Consider the following 16,782-nt stretch of genomic DNA (forward strand, 5'->3'; position numbering starts at 1 on the left):
GGTTCGGCAGACGGTGATTGGTATTGATTCAGCGGAGCAGCAGGGTGGCCAGGGCGGCGACGACCCGATCCACGTCGGAGTCCGCCATGGCCGGGAAAAGGGGGAGGGTCAAAATACGCCGGCCGATGTCTTCGGCAACCGGGCAATCCCCCTCTTGCCAGCCAAGACGACGGTAGAGGGTGGTGAGGTGCAGGGCAGGGTAATGGACGCCGCTGCCGATGCCCTGTTCCTTCAAACCGGCCATCAGGGCCGCACGGTCGTGACCGGCAGGCACCAGCACCTGGAACATGTGCCAGTTGGATTGGGTGAAATCTTCCAGGGGCAAACCGAGCAGCTGCGCCAGGCCGGCGGCACGCAGGGCAACGAAATAGCGTTGGGCAAGCACGCGCCTGCGGGCGGTGAATTCATCAAGGCGCTTCAGCTGGCCCAGGCCAACCGCCGCGGCGACATCGGTGAGGTTGCCCTTGTGGCCGGTCATGTCCACGTCGAGAGTGCCATCGGGAAAACGCTGCACGCCTTGCAGGCGCAACCGGTCCACCTTGGCCGGTTCCACATCGGGGGGTAGCACCAGCGCCCCGCCCTCGCAGGTGGTCAGGTTCTTGTTGGCGTGGAAGCTGAAGGAGACAAAACCCGAGCTGTCGCCGAAGGCCTGGCCGATGGGCGTGCCGTTCCAATTGGCGCCCAGGGACTGGGCTGCATCTTCGATCACCCGCAGCTTATGGCGGGTAGCCAGGGCGTAGAGCGCGTCGCGGTCCAGAGGCAGACCGGCCAGGTCTACTGGAATGATGGCCTTCGTGCGGGGCGTGATGGCGGCCTCGACCTTGGCCAGGTCGAGCATGCGGGTGGCGGGGTCGATGTCGGCAAAGACCGGGCGGGCGCCACGCTTGACTACCACGTTGGCGGTGGCAGCCCAGGTCAGGGGGCTGGTGATGACTTCATCGCCGTGGCCTATCCCCGCCAGTTCCAGGGCAATTTCCAGGGTCAGTGTCCCAGAGTTGAAAACCTTGACCGGGCGTCCGCCGCACAGGGCAGAGAGTTCGGCTTCGAACTGCTGGCACTTGGGGCCGGTGGTGATCCAGCCGGAGCGCAGCACATCGGCCACGGCGGCAATGGTTTCCTCGTCGATGCTGGGGCGAGTGAAGGGCAGAAAATCCATGGCGATAACCTTGACGCTTAGTGGGAACGGGCGACTAGCCAGACGCCGACGATGATGAAGCCGATGCCCATGAGTTTCTGAGTGGCCAGGGGTTCGCCGAACCATTGCCAGGCGATGAAGGCGTTGATGACGTAGCCGATGGAGAGCATCGGATAGGCGATCGACACCGGCACCCGGGAGAGGGCCATGATCCATACCACCAGGCTGACGGCATAACAGGCCATGCCGCCCATGATGTGGGGCTCGAAGGCGAGCTTGAGGCCGATGGGCAGGACGTTGTCGAGCTGAAAGTCGAAATGGCCGACAGCATTGGTGCCGGCCTTGAGGAGCAACTGTGCCGCGGCGTTGAGCAGGACGCCGGTGAGGATGAGGGCGAAGCTGATGGCAGTCATGAGGGGAAATGGGGTGAATCAGGGCTGGGGCTTGCGGACGATCACCCGGCGGGAATCCTTGGCCAGGACCTCCATGGGCACGCCCTGGGCCTGCAATTGATTGAAGGTGTCCGGCGGCAGCAAGGCAAAGGCCTGCTTGTCGGCCTCCCAACGCTTGACGAAGCTGGGCACGTCCGGGATGAACTTTTCCGGCTCCTGCTGGATGCCGAAATCGAGCTCATCCTTGTACTGCACCATGGTCGTGGTGCGCTTGAGGTAGGGCTGCAGCGTCTGGTCGTAGGTGTTTACGCTGTAAAACGGCAGGCTGTCATCCATGTAGGGCTTGACCTTCTGCACGATGTCCCAGGCCGACATGGATTCGCGCTGGGTCTCGTGGCCGCTCAGGGTGAGCTGGGCGCAGACCAGGCCGCCGATGGCCACCACCATGGTTGCAAAGGTTTTGCGTTCGCGCTGGAACAGGATGAAGCCGGCAATGGCCGATCCCGTCAGGATTACCGCTGCGCCGATCAGCCAAGGCTGGTAGGCAGGAACATCGGGGTTGTCGTTACGGATCGACTCCAGGTTCGGCACCCACAGCGCGGCCCCAACGTAGATCAGGCCGAACAGCACTACTGGGAGCATGTGCCAGCGCAGTTTGCGCCCGGAAGTGCGGTCGATGGCCCGGCCAACCAGGATCGCTCCGGCGGGGAAGAGCGGAATAATGTAGGAGATCAGTTTGGAGTGGGACGCGGAGAAGAACCCGAAGATCACCACTGCCCAGATGAGCAGGAAGCGATCGGCGCGGAACTCGCCGCGGCCACGCCCGGGCGTGCGCACAATGTTCCAGCATTCGGCCAGGAACAGGGTGACCCAGGGCATGAAACCGACCAGCAGCACCGGAATGAAGTACCAGGCCGGCTGGTAGCGCCCATGCACCTTGGTCAGGAACCGCTCGAAATGCTCGTGGATGAAGAAGAAATGGAAGAACTCCGGGTTCTTCAGGCTAACAGCGACGAACCAGGGCACCGTAACCAGTAACAGCAGGCCCAGGCCCGACAACCAGCGCATGCGCAGCCAGAAGGCGAAATCCCGCTGGACCAACGAGTAGAGCACCAGGGCGGCACCGGGTAGTACCAGCCCGATTAAGCCTTTCGAGAGCACGGCCAAGCCCAGGCCGATCCAGGCTAGCCAAAGCCAATTCCGTTCGCTGCTGGTGCTGATATCGGCACGGCGGCTGAGGGCGAAGGCAAACACCGCCAGGTTGAGGAAGAAACAGACCCCCATGTCCAGGGACAGGACGTGGGAAAGCACGACGTACAACAGGCTGCCGGAAAGCGCCGCTGCGCCGAGAAACCCCGCGTTTTTGCCGAACAACCGGGCACCGGTAAGCCAGACGGCGAGAATGCCGAACAGACCCGTCAGGGCCGGCCACAGGCGGGCGGACCAGTTGTGTTCGCCGAATACCGTATAGGAAACCGCCGTTGCCCAGTATTGCAGGGCCGGCTTTTCAAAATACTTGAGATCGTTAAGCCGGGGGGTGGTCCAGTCGCCGCTCACGACCATTTCCCGCGGGATTTCCGCGTAGCGCCCCTCGTCCGGACGAACCAGCTTGCGGTATTCAAGGTTGCCAAACCAGACAACCAGCACAATCAGTAGAAATAGGAGTAGAGAGCGCGGGCGACGAGATTCCATTAGTTTTTTCTTTTGATGATGCGGTGTCCGGGAGCGTTACCACCAGGTAACGAGAAAGCCATGCAATTTGCAGCAAGTATCCCTGGTTAGGGCAGCAGCAAGGCGCAAATCACCTTGCGGTCCTCAGCAGCGAGGATGTTGTACGTACGGCAGGCCGCCTGGGTATCCATTGCTTCCAGACTGCGTCCGGTCGCGAGCAGGGGTTGGGTCAGGCGCGGGTGGGGGAAGCGGAAAGACCGGCCGGTGCCCAAAATAAGGATTTCGGCATCGGTGGCGGCCAGCAGTGCGAAATCATCCTCGCTCAAGGCGTCGAAGTCATGACTCGTCCATCCGGGGGTGAGCCGGGTTGGGCTGACCAGCAGGTTGCTTTCGTGGCGCTTCCCGTTAACGGTGACGTAGCCGTCGCCGTACCCGGAGAAGGTGTAGAGGCCATCGGTTCTGGAAAGGTGGAGCTTCATCGGTGCCGAGTGCTTCCGTTGCGATGCACAACGCCTTAAGAAAGGGTAGGATTATAGGCTTTCCCGACAAGATAGGCCGGGCCGTTTTAGTCGATCGCGCATCTTTCGGGTGCGCTTCGGGTGGGGCGGTTGCAGGGGCGTTGTATAACGCTCTCGTTCGGCCGATACCGACATGAGTGATCTCTCTAGCCCTTCCGGCACGCTTACCGAATCTTTTTCCGACGCTCAAGACGCGCCTACTGCCATGCAACCGATCCTGAAATCCGCCAAGCTTGCCAACGTCTGCTACGACATTCGTGGACCGGTGCTGGCCCGAGCTAAGCAGATGGAGGACGAAGGGCAGAAGATCATCAAGCTCAACATCGGTAACCTGGCTTCCTTCGGCTTCGACGCGCCCGAGGAAATCCAGCAGGACATGATCCGCAACCTGCCCAATTCTGCTGGGTATTCCGACTCCAAGGGCATCTTCTCCGCCCGCAAGGCGATCATGCACTACACCCAGGAGAAGAAGATCAAGGGCGTGGGGCTGGAGGACATCTACATCGGCAATGGCGTGTCCGAGCTGATCGTGATGGCCATGAACGCCCTGCTCAACCACGGCGACGAGGTGCTGGTGCCGGCGCCCGACTATCCGCTGTGGACTGCCGCCGTGAGTCTGTCCGGCGGTACGCCGCGCCATTACATCTGCGACGAGGGCGCCGGCTGGCTGCCCGACCTGGACGATATCCGCAGCAAGATCACCGACAACACCCGGGCCATCGTCCTGATCAACCCGAACAATCCGACCGGGGCCCTGTACCCGGACGACCTGCTGCGCGAGATCGTCGAGATCGCCCGCCAGCACCAGCTGATCATCTACGCCGATGAGGTGTACGACAAGGTGCTCTACGACGGGGTGACCCACACCTCCATCGGCTCCCTGTCCGAGGACGTGCTGACCATCACCTTCAATGGCCTGTCCAAGAACTACCGCTCCTGCGGCTACCGGGCCGGCTGGATGGTGGTGTCCGGCGACAAGCGCCACGCCCAGGACTACATCGAGGGCCTCAATATGCTGGCCTCGATGCGTCTGTGCGCCAACGTGCCGGGGCAGTTCGCCATTCAGACCGCCCTGGGCGGTTACCAGAGCATCAACGACCTGGTGGCCCCGGGTGGTCGCATGCGCCGCCAGCGCGATCTGGCCCATGAACTGATTACCGCCATCCCCGGGGTAACCTGCGTCAAGCCCAAGGCGACCTTGTACATGTTCCCGCGGCTCGACCCGAAGATGTACCCGATTGCCGACGACCAGCAGTTCATCTGCGAACTGCTGGAAGCGGAGAAAGTGCTGCTGGTTCAGGGCACTGGCTTCAACTGGCCCCACCCGGATCACTTCCGGCTGGTGTTCCTGCCCCATGAGGACGATTTGCGCGAGGCCATCGGCCGCATCGCCCGCTTCCTCGATGGTTATCGCAAGCGTCACGGCAACGCCTGACGCCACAACGGCAATTATTCCTTTCATCCACAAGCAAGAGCTCTATGAAACCCATCAATGTCGGCCTTCTGGGCATCGGTACCGTCGGGGGCGGTACGTTCACCGTTTTGCAGCGTAACGCCGAGGAAATTACTCGCCGTGCCGGGCGCCCCATTCAGATTACCGTGGTGGCCGACAAGGATGTGACCCGGGCGACAGCGATTACAGGCGGCGCCTGCAAGGTGGTGGACGATGCCTTTGCCGTCGTGAGCGACCCCAACATCGACATCGTGGTGGAGTTGATCGGTGGCTACGGCGTGGCCAAGGAGCTGGTGCTCAAGGCCATCGAAAACGGCAAGCATGTGGTGACCGCCAATAAGGCCTTGCTGGCTGTCCATGGCAGCGAGATTTTTGCCAAGGCCCGGGAAAAGGGGGTGATGGTAGCCTTCGAGGCCGCCGTGGCTGGCGGCATTCCCATCATCAAGGCGGTGCGCGAGGGGCTTTCTGCCAACCGTATCCAGTGGATCGCCGGCATCATCAACGGCACCACCAACTTCATCCTCTCCGAGATGCGCGACAAGGGCTTGTCGTTCGAGACCGTACTCAAGGAAGCCCAGCGACTGGGCTATGCCGAGGCCGATCCGACCTTCGACGTCGAAGGGGTGGATGCCGCCCACAAGGTGACGATCCTTTCGGCGATCGCCTTCGGTATTCCGGTGCAGTTCGACAAAGCGCACGTGGAAGGGATTTCCAAGCTCGATGCCACCGATATCAAGTACGCCGAACAGCTGGGTTATCGCATCAAGCTGTTGGGTATCACCCGGCGTCGCGAACAGGGCATCGAGCTGCGTGTCCATCCCACCCTGGTGCCGGCCAAGCGCCTGATCGCCAACGTCGAGGGTGCCATGAACGCCGTTCTGGTCCAGGGCGATGCCGTGGGCGCCACCCTTTACTACGGCAAGGGCGCCGGCGCCGAGCCGACGGCCAGCGCCGTGATCGCCGACCTGGTGGATGTCACGCGCCTGGCCACTGCCGATCCGGAGAACCGGGTGCCGCATCTGGCCTTCCAGCCCGATCAACTGGCCGACTTGCCGGTGTTGCCCATCTCGGAAGTGGAAACCGCCTACTATCTGCGCATGCGGGTCGAGGACAAGCCGGGTGTGCTGGCAGACATCACCCGCATCCTGGCAGACGAGGGGATCTCCATCGACGCCATGCTGCAGCGCGAGCCAGATGAAGGCGAAGCCCAGACCGACATCATCATCCTGACCCATATCTGCGTCGAGAAGCAGGCTGATGCCGCGATCGCCAAAGTCGAAGCGCTTCCTGTCGTTCAGGGTAAGGTCACCCGGTTGCGCCTGGAAAATCTTCAGTAAGGTGTTCGCCCCCAGCGCTTGACGGGGGCTCCTCATCCGATAAAAAGCCTGCGAAACTGTTTCGCAGGCTTTTTTCGTTGGAGGGCCCTGTATGACATCGTTGCCTTTGATGGGCTGGATTCGTCGGGCTCCGTGGCGCGCGCTTGGCGTGCTGCTCGGATTGGTCGTCCTATCTGCTTGTACCAGCGTAGGGCTCTATACCGGTGCAGCAGGTACCCAGGAAGAGGCGAGGGCGGTTGTTCGCGTGGTCTATGGGCAGGGCGGCGATAGCGAGGTGGATCGGCTGCCTTACGAGGGTGGTGATCTGAGTCGGGTCGTGCGTTGCCTACGCGACCGTTATCCGCGCTTGCAGGCGTGGTATGTCCAAGGCGTGATCGGCAACACCTTGGGGGGCTTTGTCGCTATTCGTGATGATGATCGTCGGCAAGAGGTGCGCGACTTGGTGCGCCAGGAGAACCGGGATCGGGCTCAGCTTTATACGCACTCCTCGGGCGAGGTCGGGCATGGCACTGACGACCTTCAATCCTGGCTGCCCTATGAGCAGGAAAGCTTTGGAGCCGAGTGGGTGAAACAATCGCCTTCCGGCTGGTGGTACATGGACAGGGCGCGGCTGTGGCACAAGAAACAGACGCCGGCCGACGTGCCGCCAGTGCGAGAGTCTCAACCGATTAATAGCCGCTTTGTCTGGTGATGCAAAGGTATGTTGATTTATCGTGGGGCACTACGGGTTTTGCGCCTCTTTCGTCAGTTTTCCGCTGCCTGGCAAGAAATTACACGTTCTTGTCCAAAAAGACGGTGGTTGGCGGCCTTAAACTGCTCTGGATAGGCTTTCTATCGTTGGGTTTTTGATGTTAGGGTCGGATTGAGGCGCGGAGGGCAAGCGCCAGGGGAAAGCGCAAAGCAAAAGGGGCTCCGATTTCTCGGAGCCCCTTCTGGAATTTGGCTCCCCGACCTGGGCTCGAACCAGGGACACACGGATTAACAGTCCGTTGCTCTACCGACTGAGCTATCGGGGAATCGCTTCGTTGCAGTTGTCTGCGTCGTTGCGAGAGCGCGAATAATAGGGGGTTGGCGTATCCAAGTCAACACTTTTCTTGCGAGAATGTTGTTTATGGACCAAAACCTCGTTTATTCCAAGACTCCGGCCGGTGAGGAGGCAATACGTCAGAGGACGCGTGTGGTGCAGCGAAACCTCCGTATGGTGCTTATCCTGGTCGATGGTAAAGCGCCCGTCGGTGAGTTGTCGGCAAAGGTGGGGAATGCCCAGTTGGTAGAGCAATCCCTACAGGAACTGGAGCGTGATGGTTTCATCGCCCCCGCAAGCGCGGGGAGTTCGGTATGGGTTCAATCTACCTCCGCACAGCATTCGGTGCATGCTGCCGATCCGGGGAGCATGGCTCCCGCTGAGCCGCTACTGGAGTCAGAAAAATCGTTCTTGCAGGCATCTCTGGCTGGCGGGGGTGAAGAAGGCACGGAGGATACCCGGCCGGAGGAGCCACCTGTTGCACCAAGCCTTCCGCCAGTTAAAAAGGAAAATAAGGCTGTCAACCTGAACGTGATTGATTTTTCTCGGTGGCGAAACTACCTGCCCAGGCCCGGCGTCATTGGGCTTGGTGCGCTGTTGTTGGCGATCGGAGCGATCTGGGCATCCTTTGGTGTCCCCGAGCAACGGTATCGCCACCTTCTGGCGGAAGCCGTGGGCCAGGTGCTTGGCCAGGCGGTCGAGGTCGGTGAGCTGCATCTTGGCTGGGCTGGGCAGCCTGCGTTGGTGGCCGGGAGCATCAAAGCTGGCAATGGAGGCATGAGTCTGGAGGAGGTTGCGCTGGTTCCTCAGTGGAGCAGCCTCCTTTCTCGGCATCCGCTATGCAAGCGTGTCGAGGTCAGAAGGGCGAACCTGCCCGTGGTTGCCACGGCGGGCCTTCATGCCCTCGGCGATAAGCTGGGGGGAGGAGGGCAGGGGGCCAGGATTGTTCTGCACGAGGTGACGCTTGGCTTGGGGAGCGTGGACCTTCCTGGACGATGGAGCGTCGATTCCCAGGGAGGCCCTGAGGGCCAGACGCTTATAACGAATACAGACAGGTCGCTGCGCGCAACCATTGCCGCTTCGTCTGCCGGGGTGACGGTAGCCTGGCAGGGCGTGAACTGGCAGCCAGATCCTGCGTTGCGCTGGAAGCTCGATCAGGTAGATGGGCAAGCGCTGATCTCCAGCGCACCGAGTGGCGCCATGCTGGTGACACTGAGCAAGCTGGATGTCCTGGCGCTGGATGGCCGCTGGCGGGGCGAGGGGAGGTTACAGCTAAACGGTGAAAAACTGATGCTTGATGGGCGGCTGGCGCTGCGTCATATGGCGGGCGCCCGTTTCTCCGAGTTGCTTGGACGCTCTAGGATCGCGTTGCAAGGCTCGTATTCGGCCGACTTGGCCGTGCGTGCCGAAGGTAGAGATTGGGCGGCACTGTGGGCTGGTTTGAGCTATGAGGGCAGTATCTCTGCGGGCAAGGGGGAGGTCGCCTCACTCGATTTGCTGCAAGCGGTCCGTGCAGGAGTGGGTCCATTTTCCCGTGGCGGTGCGACTACCTTCGACAGCTTGGAGGGGCGCATTCGCCGTGATCCGAAGAATATCCAGCTAAGTGGCTTGGCGCTGCAATCTGGCTTGGCCAGTGCAACGGGCCGGTTATCCATCGAGGGTGAGAGCAAGCTCGAGGGTATTTTTGACGTTCAACTGCGAGGCAGCGCCAATCGGTTGCGGGCTCAGGTGCAACTGAGCGGTACGGTCGCTGACCCGCAGCTGCGCCGACTCCGTTAATTGGCAGGATGGTGTAGCAATGAAAAACGCCCCTGAACGGGGCGTTTTTCATTGGTGAAAAAAGGCCTGAAACTCAGCCCTTCAGCACCTGAGCGATACCATCGGCCACGTAGTCGATGTTCTTGGCGTTGAGGGCTGCCAGACAGATGCGACCGGTGGAGACGGCGTAGATGCCGAAGTCCTTCTGCAGCACGGCCACCTGATCGGCGCTCAGGCCGGTATAGGAGAACATGCCCCGCTGCTTGACCACGAAGGAGAAGTCCTGGGCCACGCCCTTGGCGGCCAGCTTTTCAACCAGGCCAGTGCGCATGGCGCGGATGCGGTCACGCATGCCAGCCAACTCGGATTCCCACTGGGCGCGCAGTTCAGGGCTGCTCAGCACGGTGGCGACGATGGCGGCGCCGTGGATTTGCGGATTGGAGTAGTTGGTGCGGATGACGCGCTTCACCTGGGACAGAACGCGGGAAGACTCTTCCTTGCTGGCGGTGACGATGGACAGGGCGCCGACACGTTCGCCATAGAGGGAGAAGCTCTTCGAGAAAGAGCTGGAGACGAAGAACTGCAGGCCGGAGGCAGAGAACAGGCGGACCGCCACCGCATCCTGGTCGATGCCGTCGGCAAAGCCCTGGTAGGCCATGTCGAGGAACGGCACCAGGCCCTTTTCACGGCAGGCGGCGACCACTTCTTCCCACTGGGCATCGGAGAGATCGGCGCCGGTAGGGTTGTGGCAGCAGGCGTGCAGGAGAATCACCGAGCCGGCGGGCAGGGAGAGCAGCTTGGCCTTCATGCCGGCAAAGTCCACGCCGCGGGTGGCCGCGTCGTAGTACGGGTAGGTCTCCACAGGGAAGCCCGCGGCCTCGAACAGGGCGCGGTGGTTTTCCCAGGAGGGGTCGCTGATGTAGACCGTGGCGCCCGGGTTGAGGCGCTTGAGGAAGTCGGCGCCGATGCGCAGGGCGCCGGTGCCGCCGATACCTTGGGCGGTGACCACGCGGCCGGCAGCGATCAGATCGGAGCCGGCGCCGAACAGCAGGTTCTGCACGGCCTGAGTGTAGGTGGCCGGACCTTCGATGGGCTGGTAGCCACGGGGCGGAGCCGCTTCCAGACGGGCCTTTTCAGCAGCCTTGACGGCGGCCAGCAGCGGAATCTTGCCGTTGTCGTCGTAGTACACGCCAACGCCCAGGTTCACCTTGGTGGGGCGGGTGTCGGCGTTGAAGGATTCGGTCAGTCCGAGAATCGGATCCCGAGGGGCCATCTCGACGGCGGCGAAGATCGAGGAAGTCATAGGTGCTCCAGAAAGCTCCAAAAATAAAAACAGTGGGGTAGGGCAGGAACGTAACCGGAAAGGCCGGTCACTAACCCCTAGAATAGACGGCAACGGCAGGAACTTATCCCTGATAATTCCAGCGCGCCCGCCTTTGAACTGCACAAAATTTTAACATGGCTGAAATCGTAAAACTTGCCGAACACCGCTCGGTGGATAGCTCCAAGGTTGTTACCTATCCCGACAGCCCCTATCGCTTGCACCAGCCCTTTCCACCGGCCGGCGATCAGCCTGAGGCGATCCGCCAGTTGATCGAAGGTCTGGAGGACGGATTGTCGTTCCAGACCCTGCTCGGGGTGACGGGGTCGGGCAAAACCTACACCATGGCCAACGTCATTGCCCGCACCGGGCGGCCCGCCCTAGTGCTGGCCCCGAACAAGACTTTGGCGGCCCAGTTGTACGCGGAGATGAATGAGTTCTTCCCGGAAAACGCGGTGGAGTACTTTGTCTCGTACTACGACTACTACCAGCCGGAAGCTTACGTTCCCTCCCGTGATCTGTTCATCGAGAAGGATTCGTCGATCAACGAGCACATCGAGCAGATGCGCCTGTCGGCCACCAAGTCGCTGTTGGAGCGGCGCGACGTAGTGATCGTGGCCACTGTGTCATGCATCTACGGTATCGGCGACAAAGATGACTATCACACCATGATTTTGCACGTCCGCAAGGGCGACAAGATTGGCCAGCGCGACATCATCGAACGCCTTGCTACCATGCAGTACACTCGCAACGAGATCGATTTCCGCCGTGGCACCTTCCGGGTTCGGGGCGACGTAATTGACATCTTTCCTGCCGAACATGCCGAGCACGCCATCCGCATCAGCTTGTTCGACGATGAGGTCGATGGGCTGACCGTGTTCGATCCCCTCACCGGTCAGATTCTGCACAAGCTACCGCGATTTACTGTCTATCCATCCAGTCACTACGTAACCCCCCGGGCCACGGTGCTCCGGGCGGTGGAGACGATCAAGGCCGAGTTGCGCGAGCGCAGCCAGTATTTCCTGTCCACTGCCAAGCTAGTGGAAGCCCAGCGTATCGAGCAACGCACCAAGTTTGACCTGGAGATGCTGAACGAACTGGGGTTCTGCAAGGGGATTGAAAACTACTCCCGCCATCTGTCTGGGCGGCAACCCGGGGAGCCTCCGCCGACCCTGATCGATTACCTGCCGGCCGATGCCCTGATGTTCATTGATGAGTCCCATGTGACCATTGGACAGGTGGGGGCCATGTACAAGGGGGATCGTTCGCGCAAGGAAAACCTGGTGGAGTACGGTTTCCGTCTGCCCTCGGCGATGGACAACCGGCCGCTCAAGTTCGAAGAGTTCGAGCGGATGATGCGCCAGACGGTATTTGTCTCGGCGACTCCCTCCGAATATGAGGCGACCCACGCCGGCCAGGTGGTGGAGCAGGTGGTGCGGCCTACCGGCCTGATCGACCCGGAAGTGGTGGTTCGTCCGGCCATGAGCCAGGTGGACGATGTGCTCTCGGAAATCCGCAAACGGATCGCCCGGGAAGAACGGGTGCTGGTGACCACCCTGACCAAGCGCATGGCCGAGGATCTGACCGATTACCTGGGCGAGCACGGCGTGCGTGTGCGTTACCTCCACTCGGACATCGACACGGTGGAGCGGGTTGAGATCATCCGTGATCTGCGCTTGGGCGAGTTCGACGTGCTGGTGGGGATCAACCTGCTGCGTGAAGGTTTGGATATCCCTGAAGTGTCGCTGGTAGCCATCCTCGATGCAGACAAGGAAGGCTTCTTGCGGTCCGAACGTTCCCTCATTCAGACCATCGGTCGGGCGGCGCGTAACCTCAACGGTAGCGCAATCCTCTATGCAGACCGGATCACCAACTCAATGCAGCGCGCCATGGACGAAACCGGTCGTCGGCGCGAAAAGCAGATGGCGTTCAATGCGGCTAACGGCATCACGCCAAAAGGCGTGAGCAAACGTATCAAGGACATCATCGACGGTATCTATGATGCCGACGCCGCCCAGGAAACCCACAAGGTTGCCCAAGAGCGGGCTCGTTACGATGCCCTGGATGAAAAGACCGTGGCCAAGGAAATCAAGCGGTTGGAGAAAGCAATGCTGGAGCACGCCAAGAATCTTGAATTTGAGAAAGCCGCTGCAGCCCGTGATGAGCTTTTCAAGCTCAAGGAGAGAGCATTCGGGGCGGCAGTTCACGATGAGGAATGAGGCCCTAGTGCTCTTCAAGTGCCAGTTGTCCCGTGGCGGTCGCGTGCCCCTAATACCTTGCTATGTTAGCTCAATAACCTTGCTGGCCGAGTGAATCCTTAGTCGGCCATTGCCCATGTTGCAATGCAAATTGCGCAAAGGCACTTAGGGTGGCATTCTGTAATTAAGAATTAGGCGGTGTTTTTATTTGCGCGAATACGCACATTTCGGGCGATTTTTCGTCTGAAATGTAAATAACGCATTGAATAACAAGGCGTTTATGAAGATTTTATTCGTTTGCATGGGGAATATATGCCGCTCTCCGACGGCAGAGGGGGTTTTCCGTCATTTCGTGAACCAGGCCGGCTTGTCCGAAACGATTGAAATCGATTCTGCAGGTACTCACGGCTACCACGTAGGAGAGGCGCCGGATTCCCGTACACAGCGTGCCGCAGCAATGCGCGGCTATGATCTGTCGATGCTGAGGGCGCGGAAAGTTGCGGCTGCCGACATGGATTATTTTGATCTGGTGCTGGCGATGGATCGAGCCAATCTGGACACCTTGCGGCGGCTCTGCCCAAGCGACCGGCAGCATCGGCTCAAGCTCTTCATGCATTACGCCCGCCAGTTCGACGACGATGAAGTTCCCGACCCGTATTACGGCCTCGGGCATGGTTTCGATCTGGTTCTGGACATGGTGGAAGATGCTGCCCAAGGGCTGCTGGCTTCAATCTGCCGAGAACTGGGCAAGGATTCACTGCCTTCCTCTTCAACTGAGGCTAACGCTGAAAAGATGGCGTCGCCTCCGGAGGCAGGGGGAGCTCTTCCGGTCGCAGGGTTGGAGAGCGGTAAGTCGTTGCACTGAGTGGGGGGCGCTTAGAAAAAAACAAAGGGAGCCTAACGGCTCCCTTTGTTTTTGCAGCAAAGTTTAAGCTTGAGGGGCTAGATCAACCCTGGTTGTCCGTAGCACGGGTTTCAACCATGACCAGGGGTTCCGAGCTGACAGCATGCGCAGCACGACGAACCGGGCGACCACGAGGGGCTGCCGGCTCAACCGGAACACTCACTGGAGCCGCATCGGCTTTCGTTTCGATCATCACCAAGCCGGAATCGGCCAGGGCTTCGGCCACTTTGGGTGCTGGCGCCGGTGCCGGGGCGGTAACCGCTTCGATGACTGCCGGCTCAACGGGAGCAGCGGCTTCCACGGGGGCGGTGGGGGCCGGTTCTGCGTGGGCCTGAGCCAAAACTTCCGCGGCTTCTTGTGCCACTTCCTGGATCTGTGGGGCAGGTTCCGCCGCGACAGGGACCGCAGGGCTGAGGACAGGCTCGCTGGCTGCGGGGGCGGTCGTTGCAGCCTGTTCCACCTGCTCGGCAGGTGCGGACGCAGTCACATCGATTTCCGCTGTCGGCTGGACGATTTCTTCCTGGCCAGTTTCCCCCGCTACGTTCTCCTGCGGGCGGCGCTCACCGCGTTCGCGACGGCCACCACGGCGACCGCGACGGCGGCTGCCTTCTTCGCCGCTGCCTTCTGCAGTAGCTTCGCTTGCCGGAGCTTCCGCAGCCGGAATCGCTTCCACGGCAATACCGGCTTCCACTGCCGCGGCATTCACCAAGGCCTCCTGGGTCGCTACTGCATCGGCCTGTTGCTTGGGAGAGCGCTCACCGCGCTCGCGGCGCCCTTCGCGACGTTCACCGCGCTCGGGACGCTCAGCGCGTTCCTGTCGTTCGGCACGCTCAGCCGTGACCTGGCCTTCTTCGTTCTGCTGGACCGGGCGCTCACGACGATTGTCGCGGCCTTCGCCACGGGGCTCGCGCCCTTCGCCGCGACTCCGACGGCCTTCGCCAGCTTCACCGCGTCCTTGCTGAGCCGGGCGATTTTCCTGGGAGGAGCGATTGCGCCCTTCGCCACGGCTCTCACGGGTTTCCTGGGTCTCCTTGCCGCGGCCTTCGCCACGGCCCGTATCGCTACGTTCGCCGCGCCGGCCACGGCCTTCGCTGCGACGACCATCACGCCCCTCCCCGCGGCCATCGCGCTGGCCGTTACGGCCGCGAGGCGCCGGTGCCGGAGCGGCTGTCTTCTCCTCCGGACGATTGCCGCGGAACCAGCCGAAAATGCGGGAAATGATGCCCGGCTCGCCGACTTTGGTGCTGGCTTCAGGCGCCTTTTCCGGCACCACAGGGGCGGGCTGCTCCGGCGTCAGATTCTTGATGGCAGCTTCCTGACGTACCGGTTTGGCGTTGGCTTCGGTAGCCAGCGCTACTTCGTCGGCAGGCGCATTGACCATGCGATAGGACGGGGCGCGGACTTCTTCCTGGTTCAGGTCGTCGTGGCGCAGGCGGATGATTTCGTGGGCCGGGGTCTCCAGGTGCTTGTTGGGGATGAGCAGGATTGTGACCTTGTGGCGGAACTCGATCGCCTGGATGTCGTTGCGCTTCTCGTTGAGCAGGAAGGTGCCCACGTCCACCGGCACCTGGCAGTGCACGGCGCCCGTGTTTTCCTTCATGGCCTCTTCTTCGAGGATACGCAGGATGTGCAGGGCCGCGGACTCGGTGGAGCGGATGTGGCCGGTGCCGTTGCAGCGCGGGCAGGGGATGTAGCTAGTTTCGGCCAGGGCGGGACGCAGGCGTTGACGGGACAGTTCCATCAGGCCGAAGCGGCTGATCTTGCCCATCTGCACCCGGGCGCGGTCGTAGCGCAGCGCATCGCGCAGGCGGTTTTCCACCTCGCGTTGGTTGCGCTGGTTTTCCATATCGATGAAGTCGATGACGATCAGGCCGCCCAGGTCGCGCAGGCGCAGCTGGCGGGCCAGTTCCTCGGCCGCTTCCAGGTTGGTGCGGAAGGCGGTGTCCTCGATGTCCTGACCGCGGGTGGCACGGCCGGAGTTCACGTCCACGGCCACCAGGGCTTCGGTATGGTCGATCACGATGGCGCCGCCGGAGGGCAGGTTCACCTGCCGGCCGAAGGCGGTCTCGATCTGGTGCTCGATCTGGAAGCGAGAGAAGAGGGGGACGTCGTCGCGGTAGCGCTTGACCCGGCTGACGTTGGCGGGCATTACCGTGCCCATGAAGGCTTGGGCCTGCTCGAAGATCTCGTCGGTGTCGATCAAGATCTCGCCGATGTCCGGCTGGAAGTAGTCGCGGATGGCGCGGATGACCAGGCTGCCTTCCTGATAGATCAGCAGCGGGGCTTTCTGTTCGGAGGAGACGCCTTCGATAGCGGTCCACAGTTGCAGCAGGTAGTTCAGGTCCCACTGCAGCTCTTCAGCGCTGCGGCCGATGGCGGCGGTGCGCGCAATCAGGCTCATCCCGCCGGGGACCTCGATCTGGTCCATGATCTCCCGCAGCTCGGCACGCTCATCACCCTCGACGCGGCGGGAAACACCGCCACCGCGGGGGTTGTTGGGCATCAAAACGAGGTAGCGGCCGGCCAGGCTGACGTAGGTGGTCAGGGCGGCGCCCTTATTGCCGCGCTCGTCCTTGTCGACCTGGACGATCAGCTCTTGACCTTCGCGCAGAGCATCCTGAATACGGGCCTTGCTGACTTCGACGCCCGGCTGGAAGTAGGCGCGGGAGACTTCCTTGAACGGCAGGAAGCCGTGGCGGTCGGCGCCGTAATCGACGAACGCCGCTTCGAGCGACGGTTCGATCCGGGTGATGACCCCCTTGTAGATGTTGCTCTTGCGTTGTTCCTTGGCGGCCGACTCGATGTCGAGGTCGATCAGTTTCTGACCGTCGACAATCGCGACACGGAGTTCCTCGGCCTGTGTCGCATTGAAAAGCATTCGCTTCATGTGTGGGCTCCCGCGCGCCGGCACGGGCAGCCTCCCACTGCAGGGCAGCGAGGCAATTAGTTGTGCGGTTTCCTGTTGTACATGAAGGGCCGTAGGTTCAACTAATTCTTGAAAATCGCTGGGAGTATCGGGTAGCGCTGATGGGTCGGTAGGTTATTACCGGGTTTCAGCCGGAAAAGCCGTT

General features: G+C 61.4%; 12 protein-coding genes and 1 tRNA gene. 6 read left to right on the forward strand and 7 right to left on the reverse strand.

Annotated features, from left to right (window positions below; all coding sequences use genetic code 11):
• Positions 1 to 28: 28 nt before the first annotated feature.
• From OTERR_RS07745 to OTERR_RS07760, 4 genes are all read right to left on the reverse strand, one after another.
• Complete coding sequence (locus OTERR_RS07745) at positions 29 to 1,156, reverse strand: DegT/DnrJ/EryC1/StrS family aminotransferase (protein WP_149425365.1); 1,128 nt, start codon at positions 1,154 to 1,156, stop codon at positions 29 to 31.
• A gap of 17 nt (positions 1,157 to 1,173) precedes the next feature.
• Complete coding sequence (locus tag OTERR_RS07750; protein ID WP_054620970.1) at positions 1,174 to 1,548, reverse strand: SMR family transporter; 375 nt, start codon at positions 1,546 to 1,548, stop codon at positions 1,174 to 1,176.
• Positions 1,549 to 1,566: 18 nt separating this feature from the next.
• Positions 1,567 to 3,219 carry a glycosyltransferase family 39 protein gene (locus OTERR_RS07755; RefSeq protein WP_149425366.1) on the reverse strand — a complete coding sequence of 551 codons (1,653 nt, stop codon included), beginning with the start codon at positions 3,217 to 3,219 and terminating at the stop codon, positions 1,567 to 1,569.
• Positions 3,220 to 3,305: 86 nt separating this feature from the next.
• Entirely contained in the window at positions 3,306 to 3,677 is a 372-nt protein-coding gene (locus OTERR_RS07760) for an Mth938-like domain-containing protein (RefSeq protein WP_149425367.1), read from the reverse strand.
• 244 nt (positions 3,678 to 3,921) lie between these two features.
• On the opposite strand from OTERR_RS07760, the gene OTERR_RS07765 reads away from it, so the two are divergent.
• From OTERR_RS07765 to OTERR_RS07775, 3 genes are all read left to right on the forward strand, one after another.
• Positions 3,922 to 5,151 (forward strand): pyridoxal phosphate-dependent aminotransferase, encoded by a 1,230-nt coding sequence (locus OTERR_RS07765; protein WP_187775343.1) that lies wholly within the window; start codon positions 3,922 to 3,924, stop codon positions 5,149 to 5,151.
• A 44-nt stretch (positions 5,152 to 5,195) separates the two neighbouring features.
• On the forward strand, positions 5,196 to 6,506 hold the full coding sequence (locus tag OTERR_RS07770; protein ID WP_054620966.1) for a homoserine dehydrogenase: 1,311 nt from the start codon (positions 5,196 to 5,198) through the stop codon (positions 6,504 to 6,506).
• Positions 6,507 to 6,597: 91 nt separating this feature from the next.
• Positions 6,598 to 7,197 (forward strand): DUF1318 domain-containing protein, encoded by a 600-nt coding sequence (locus tag OTERR_RS07775; RefSeq protein WP_149425369.1) that lies wholly within the window; start codon positions 6,598 to 6,600, stop codon positions 7,195 to 7,197.
• A 249-nt stretch (positions 7,198 to 7,446) separates the two neighbouring features.
• On the opposite strand, the gene OTERR_RS07780 is transcribed toward OTERR_RS07775, so the two are convergent.
• Positions 7,447 to 7,522, reverse strand: a tRNA-Asn gene (locus OTERR_RS07780).
• Positions 7,523 to 7,704: 182 nt separating this feature from the next.
• Between OTERR_RS07780 and OTERR_RS07785 the strand changes: the two genes are divergently transcribed.
• A complete protein-coding gene (locus tag OTERR_RS07785; RefSeq protein ID WP_187775332.1) occupies positions 7,705 to 9,309 on the forward strand; it encodes an AsmA-like C-terminal region-containing protein in 1,605 nt (534 codons plus the stop codon).
• 73 nt (positions 9,310 to 9,382) lie between these two features.
• Here OTERR_RS07785 and OTERR_RS07790 read toward each other — a convergent pair whose 3' ends face one another.
• Positions 9,383 to 10,591: an amino acid aminotransferase gene (locus tag OTERR_RS07790; RefSeq protein ID WP_149425371.1), complete on the reverse strand. Its 1,209-nt coding sequence runs from the start codon at positions 10,589 to 10,591 to the stop codon at positions 9,383 to 9,385.
• A 155-nt stretch (positions 10,592 to 10,746) separates the two neighbouring features.
• On the opposite strand from OTERR_RS07790, the gene uvrB reads away from it, so the two are divergent.
• Complete coding sequence (gene uvrB, locus OTERR_RS07795; protein ID WP_149425372.1) at positions 10,747 to 12,828, forward strand: excinuclease ABC subunit UvrB; 2,082 nt, start codon at positions 10,747 to 10,749, stop codon at positions 12,826 to 12,828.
• A 259-nt stretch (positions 12,829 to 13,087) separates the two neighbouring features.
• A complete protein-coding gene (locus tag OTERR_RS07800) occupies positions 13,088 to 13,672 on the forward strand; it encodes an arsenate reductase/protein-tyrosine-phosphatase family protein (protein WP_082396824.1) in 585 nt (194 codons plus the stop codon).
• 82 nt (positions 13,673 to 13,754) lie between these two features.
• On the opposite strand, the gene OTERR_RS07805 is transcribed toward OTERR_RS07800, so the two are convergent.
• Positions 13,755 to 16,598, reverse strand: coding sequence for an Rne/Rng family ribonuclease (locus OTERR_RS07805; RefSeq protein WP_149425373.1), 2,844 nt, complete (start codon positions 16,596 to 16,598; stop codon positions 13,755 to 13,757).
• Between the last annotated feature and the right edge of the window lie 184 nt (positions 16,599 to 16,782).

This window comes from Oryzomicrobium terrae (genome assembly GCF_008274805.1).
Taxonomy (GTDB): Bacteria; Pseudomonadota; Gammaproteobacteria; order Burkholderiales; family Rhodocyclaceae; genus Oryzomicrobium; species Oryzomicrobium terrae.

Coding starts and splice junctions, on each gene's coding strand:
- OTERR_RS07770 (WP_054620966.1), top strand. CDS start 5,196: ATGAAACCCATCAATGTCGGCCTTCTGGGCATCGGTACCGTCGGGGGC.
- OTERR_RS07745 (WP_149425365.1), bottom strand. CDS start 1,156: ATGGATTTTCTGCCCTTCACTCGCCCCAGCATCGACGAGGAAACCATT.
- OTERR_RS07800 (WP_082396824.1), top strand. CDS start 13,088: ATGAAGATTTTATTCGTTTGCATGGGGAATATATGCCGCTCTCCGACG.
- OTERR_RS07805 (WP_149425373.1), bottom strand. CDS start 16,598: ATGAAGCGAATGCTTTTCAATGCGACACAGGCCGAGGAACTCCGTGTC.
- OTERR_RS07755 (WP_149425366.1), bottom strand. CDS start 3,219: ATGGAATCTCGTCGCCCGCGCTCTCTACTCCTATTTCTACTGATTGTG.
- OTERR_RS07785 (WP_187775332.1), top strand. CDS start 7,705: ATGGTGCTTATCCTGGTCGATGGTAAAGCGCCCGTCGGTGAGTTGTCG.
- OTERR_RS07760 (WP_149425367.1), bottom strand. CDS start 3,677: ATGAAGCTCCACCTTTCCAGAACCGATGGCCTCTACACCTTCTCCGGG.
- OTERR_RS07775 (WP_149425369.1), top strand. CDS start 6,598: ATGACATCGTTGCCTTTGATGGGCTGGATTCGTCGGGCTCCGTGGCGC.
- uvrB (WP_149425372.1), top strand. CDS start 10,747: ATGGCTGAAATCGTAAAACTTGCCGAACACCGCTCGGTGGATAGCTCC.
- OTERR_RS07790 (WP_149425371.1), bottom strand. CDS start 10,591: ATGACTTCCTCGATCTTCGCCGCCGTCGAGATGGCCCCTCGGGATCCG.
- OTERR_RS07765 (WP_187775343.1), top strand. CDS start 3,922: ATGCAACCGATCCTGAAATCCGCCAAGCTTGCCAACGTCTGCTACGAC.
- OTERR_RS07750 (WP_054620970.1), bottom strand. CDS start 1,548: ATGACTGCCATCAGCTTCGCCCTCATCCTCACCGGCGTCCTGCTCAAC.